Origin of the sequence: Streptobacillus notomytis (assembly GCF_001902585.1) — a bacterium.
GTDB lineage: Bacteria > Fusobacteriota > Fusobacteriia > Fusobacteriales > Leptotrichiaceae > Streptobacillus > Streptobacillus notomytis.
On the sequence record NZ_LKKV01000102.1, the window covers coordinates 1 to 4981 of the forward strand.

General features: G+C 25.3%; 5 protein-coding genes and 1 pseudogene. All 6 read left to right on the forward strand.

Annotated features, from left to right (window positions below; genetic code table 11):
* Nucleotides 1-860 (forward strand): annotated as a pseudogene (locus tag BUE91_RS05185) (autotransporter domain-containing protein); the annotation flags it as partial.
* Between the two features lie 132 nt (nt 861-992).
* Entirely contained in the window at nt 993-1889 is an 897-nt protein-coding gene (locus BUE91_RS05190; RefSeq protein WP_073508167.1) for an ABC transporter substrate-binding protein, read from the forward strand.
* A 3-nt stretch (nt 1890-1892) separates the two neighbouring features.
* Nucleotides 1893-2984 carry an ABC transporter permease gene (locus BUE91_RS05195; protein WP_012858250.1) on the forward strand — a complete coding sequence of 364 codons (1092 nt, stop codon included), beginning with the start codon at nt 1893-1895 and terminating at the stop codon, nt 2982-2984.
* Nucleotides 2977-3765, forward strand: a complete 789-nt coding sequence (locus tag BUE91_RS05200) for an ABC transporter ATP-binding protein (RefSeq protein WP_073508168.1) — start codon at nt 2977-2979, stop codon at nt 3763-3765. Before BUE91_RS05195 ends, BUE91_RS05200 begins: the two co-directional genes overlap by 8 nt.
* A 12-nt stretch (nt 3766-3777) precedes the next feature.
* On the forward strand, nt 3778-4347 hold the full coding sequence (locus BUE91_RS05205; RefSeq protein WP_073508169.1) for a protein-tyrosine phosphatase family protein: 570 nt from the start codon (nt 3778-3780) through the stop codon (nt 4345-4347).
* 55 nt (nt 4348-4402) lie between these two features.
* The gene (locus BUE91_RS05210; protein WP_073508170.1) at nt 4403-4675 is read left to right on the forward strand and encodes a PTS sugar transporter subunit IIB; all 273 of its coding nucleotides are present in this window, start codon (nt 4403-4405) and stop codon (nt 4673-4675) included.
* Nucleotides 4676-4981: the final 306 nt, after the last annotated feature.

Genomic DNA, 4981 nt, shown 5'->3' on the forward strand with positions numbered 1-4981 from the left:
ATCAATATTATAATAAAGCAATTATAGGGATAATAGCAAATTCAATTTATAAGGTAAAATATGATTTTAATTTAACATACAATGATCATAATATATTAAATAATGGAAAATTATGGTCTAAAGCAACAAAGATGTTTAATAAAAACGTATTTACAAATGATAAGGACTATACTTTAAATATAAATAATGACACTACTAATATATTTATGGGATATGATATAGGAGAGAAATATATTAAGTATGGGGTTTTTGGTAATATAGGATTTGAGAAAGCCTCTAAAGGAGAAACAGGAGTATTTGGATTAGGTATATATGGAACATGGAATAATAAACATTTCTATGCAGATAGTTGGCTAAATTACACATATTTACAAAATAAGATAAATATAAAAGATTCTTATACATATGGATTACATGGGTTAAAGGCTTCAATAGAAACTGGAGTAAGGGGAGATATGTATATAGGTAAGATGAAATTACATGCAAGCCTTTATGAACAATTTATATATAGTTATGTTACAGATCCAGTTATGGAAAAGGTAGAGGGGATAAAATATTTTGGTAATACGAATTTAAGATCTAGATTAGGTACACATTTAACATTATTTACAGGACTTAATAATATAAATCCATATATGGAATTTAATTGGAATTATGATGTAAACTTATCAGGAGTTGAAATAGAAAGAGAAAAACATTACTATAATAATAGTAAGAATACATTTGAATTAAAATGGGGATTAAGAGAGATAAGTTTTAATGATAAGTTGAGTGTGATGGCAAATATAACTCATAGATTTGATAATATAAAAAATAGAGGTAATGGGGTAGAATTAGGATTTTCGTATAACTTTATGTAAAAATAAGTGATTTTTTTATCTAAAATAAGATGATTCAAATTTGAATCATCTTTTTGAGTTTAAAATATGCTTTACAAATAAGGTATGCCGTGTTAAAATTATTAAAATTACAATAACCCAAGGAGGATGAAAATGAAAAAAATATTTTTAATATTAGCTCTTTTAGGTATTTTACTATTTTTCTTTTTAAATAAGAAAGAAAGAGCAGATTATAGAATAGGTATAAGTCAAATAGTAGACCATCCAGCATTAAATGCTACAAGAAATGGGTTTAAAGATGAATTAAAAGCTAATAAAATTAACGCCTTATTTATAGAAACAAATGCAAATGGGGATATTTCAACACTAGTATTAAATATTAGAAAGCTAATAAATCAAAAAGTTAATTTAATATATGCTATTGCTACACCAACTGCACAGGTTGCACAAAATAGTACAAGTGAAATACCTATAGTTATTTCGGCTGTTACAGATGCTAAATCTGCAGGGTTGATAAATAAAAATATTACAGGAGTTTTAGATTCTGTTGATATAGAAAAACAAATATTACTTTTAAAAGATGTAATGCCTAAAATTAAAAGATTGGGAATAGTATATAGTTCTGCTGAACAAAATTCTTTAATTCAAGTAGAAAATTTAAGAAGAATAACAGATAAATATAAAATTGAATTAATTGAAAGATCAGTGAGTCAAATTAATGAAATAGCAATTGCTACTGAATCTATATTAAAAGAAGTAGATGCTTTATATACACCAGCAGATAATTTAGTAGCTTCAACTATAAATGTTATAGCAGATAAAGCAAAAGAAGCTAAAAAAATAACATTAGGTGCTGAAAAATCACATGTTGATGCAGGAATATTAATGACTTTAGGTATAGATTATTATGAATTAGGGAAAGAAGCAGGTAAGATAGTTATAAGAATTATGAAGGGTGAAAATCCTGAATTTATAGAAATAAAAGGTATGGATAATTTAAAATTCGAATATAATAAAGATACAGCTAAATTATTAGGATTGGAGTTTTAAAATATGGATTCTTTGATGATTTTTATAACCTTACTTCCTGAATCCATTAAGTTTGGACTAATTTACTCTATTATGGTAATGGGAGTGTATATAACATACAAAATATTAGATTTCCCAGATTTAACAGTAGATGGTTCATTTACTTTGGGAGGGTTTACTTTTGCGGCAACTATGATAGCATTTCCTAGCCATCCTATAATAGGTTTAATATTTGCAGCCATAGCAGGAACTATAGCTGGCCTTATAACAGGTATTTTACATGTAAAATATGGAATAAATAAATTACTTTCAGGTATAATAACAATGACAGCCTTGTATAGTATAAATGCAAGGATACTTAATAAACCTAATGTATTTTTAGAAAATCAACAAAGTTGGTTCTATATTATAACTTACGAAAAATACTTCACTATATTCATAATAATTTCAATAATACTACTATTTATCAAGGTTTTATACGATAGAAGAATAAAACCAGATAAAGATGTATTAAAAAGTTTAATGATATACATAGTAATATACATATTTTCAATAGGCTATGTATATTATAGTAAAGACATTTCAATGTATTTATTATTAATAATAGTCTTTGTTATAAAGTTAATAATGGATTACATTTTAACATCTAAGTTCGGATTAATACTTAGAGCTTTAGGGGATAATGAAGTACTTGTTTCTAATTTAGGAGTAAGTGTAAGTAAGGTTAAGATTATAGGGTTAATGTTATCTAATTTACTTGTAGCAAGTTCTGGAGCATTTTTTGCTCAATATATTAAAGTGGTAGATCTTTCTTCATCTGTAGGGACAATAATTATAGGTCTTGCCTCAATAATATTTGGTATGGGTGTAATTAAAAGAAGTAGATCTATAAATAATATATCAATAGTAATTCTTGGTTCAATTATTTACTATATTATCATTAACTTTGCACTTAATTCATCATCAATTACAGATGAATTATTCTACGCATTAGGATTTAGTCAAGATTTAATATCTAAATTATCAATAAAACCAACTGATGTTAAAATAATTACAGCAGTATTTCTTGCTATTATACTTGCAGTAGGAAAGAAAAGAGGTAAAGGTAATGCTTAAAATGATAAATTTAAATAAAAAATTCTGTAGTGAATTAGGAGAAGAAAAAATAGTATTTGATAATTTAAATTTTGAAGCAAATGCTGGAGATTTTATTACTGTTATAGGGTCTAATGGTGCAGGAAAATCTACATTTTTAAATACATTAAGTGGTGAGATAGAATTAGATAGTGGAGAGATATTACTTGAAGGGAATAATATAGAAAAACTTAAAGCATATAAGAGGGCGAATTTAATTTCTAAAGTTCACCAAAATGTTTCAAGTGGAACAGCACCTTCTATGACAGTGTTAGAAAATATGTCTATGGCATATAATAAGGGGAAGAAATTTAGATTTGGTTTTGGACTTGAAATATCTAAAATAGAAGAATTTAAAGAAAGTCTTAAAACACTAGGTTTAGGAATAGAAAATCAACTTGAAACAAATGTTGGATTACTTTCTGGTGGACAAAGACAATGTTTATCACTTTTAATGTCAACTTTTAATAAACCGAAATTATTATTACTTGATGAACATACAGCTGCACTTGATCCAGAAACTGCAAAAATTATACTTGAAAAAACAAGTGAAATAGTTAAATCTAATAAAAATTTAATAACATTTATGATTACACATAATATGGAAGATGCAATAAAATATGGAAATAGATTAATAATGTTACATAAAGGGAATATAATATTTGATATAAGGGATGAAGAAAAAAATAATTTAACTGTAGAAAAATTACTAGAAATGTTTAAAAATAAGGAAATTACTACGAGTGATAACGAAATATTTTAAAAAAGAGGTATTATGAAAAAAATTATATTATTATTTTTACTTTTGGTATCTTGTTTTGTATATTCAAATGATCATATTTTATTGATTAATAAAGAAAAAAATATGTACAAATTAGATGAAGGAGTATACAGAAGTAAACAATTAGAATTAGAAGATTTATCAATTATTAATGAACTTGGAATAAAAACTATAATAAATCTAAGATACTTTAATAGGGATAAAGATAAAAAAATATTTAAAGAAACAGATTTAGTATTAATAAACAATCCTTTGAAAACATGGGATATCACTCCAGAAGAAGTTGCAAATGTATTATATGATATAGAACTTTCAAAAGAAAATGGAGCAGTGCTATTCCATTGTTATCATGGTTCTGATAGAACAGGATTAATTGCAGGAATGTATAGAATAATATACCAAGGTTATGAAATAAGTGAAGCCTTGGATGAATTAATAGAGGGGCCTTATGGCTTTCATAAAATTTGGTTTAACATACCTAGAATGTTTAATGAAATTACAGTTGAAAGAATTAAAAATGAAATAATTAAGCTGAGAAATGCTGAAGTAAAAGTACTTGATTAGAAATATAGTTTATGATAAAATGTATTGTGAAATACATAACTTAAGGAGAAAAAATATGAAAGTATTAGCAGTATGTGGAAGTGGAACTGGAACAAGTATGATTTTAAAAACTACAATGAAAAAAATTGTAGATAAAGGAATAAAAATTGAAATTGATACATGTACTATAGATGAATTATCAAATAAAATAGAAGGAGTAGATTTGGTAATTTGTTCAGATAAATTAGCGCCTAAAGTTGATACTAAAAGTAAAAAATTAATTTCAGTTAAAAACATTTTAGATGATGTAGAAGTTTTAGAAAAATTAAATGAAATAGGATTGATATAATATTAGGTGGATTAACCACCTTTTTATTTATAATTAAAAATATAGGAGAAAACATGAAAAAATATTATTTATAACAACTTTAATAACAGGATTAATATCGTTTTCATCTAAAATAACAGTATCAAGATATAGATTAGAGGGGTCAGTTGGAGGAGGTTATTCAACAGCTAAAAATGACAGTGATGATCATAATCTTACACATCTTGATTTAGCAGGTTCATTTTTATCTGAGTATAAGTTTAATATTAATGATAAAAGAGATATAACTTTTGGTCCAAAAATTACAGCTAAAATGGTTTTTTTAAT